Annotated in this window: 1 protein-coding gene; it reads left to right on the top strand. The window is 44.1% G+C overall.

The features are described from left to right. On the top strand, positions 1-204 hold a 204-nt coding region (locus tag MiSe_RS50665), incomplete at both ends, for a hypothetical protein (protein WP_226595188.1).

Here is a 204-nt window from a genome sequence, read left to right as displayed (position 1 = left end):
TCGTTTAACAACATTGCCAAATCGTTTACCAGCAACCTTCAGCGGTCAAGTACAAGCCGCAGGTAGCCTAGACTCATTCCAACCAAAAGATATTCAAGCCTCAGCTAGAGGCAGCTTAAATATTGCCAGCGGCAATATCCAAATTCAACAAGCACAATTAAACGAAGGTCGCTGGCAAACTGCTATAGAAGCCTCTAATCTCCA

It is taken from the genome of Microseira wollei NIES-4236 (genome assembly GCF_020521235.1).
Lineage (GTDB): Bacteria > Cyanobacteriota > Cyanobacteriia > Cyanobacteriales > Aerosakkonemataceae > Microseira > Microseira wollei.
This window is presented reverse-complemented; position numbering and strand designations above follow the sequence as displayed.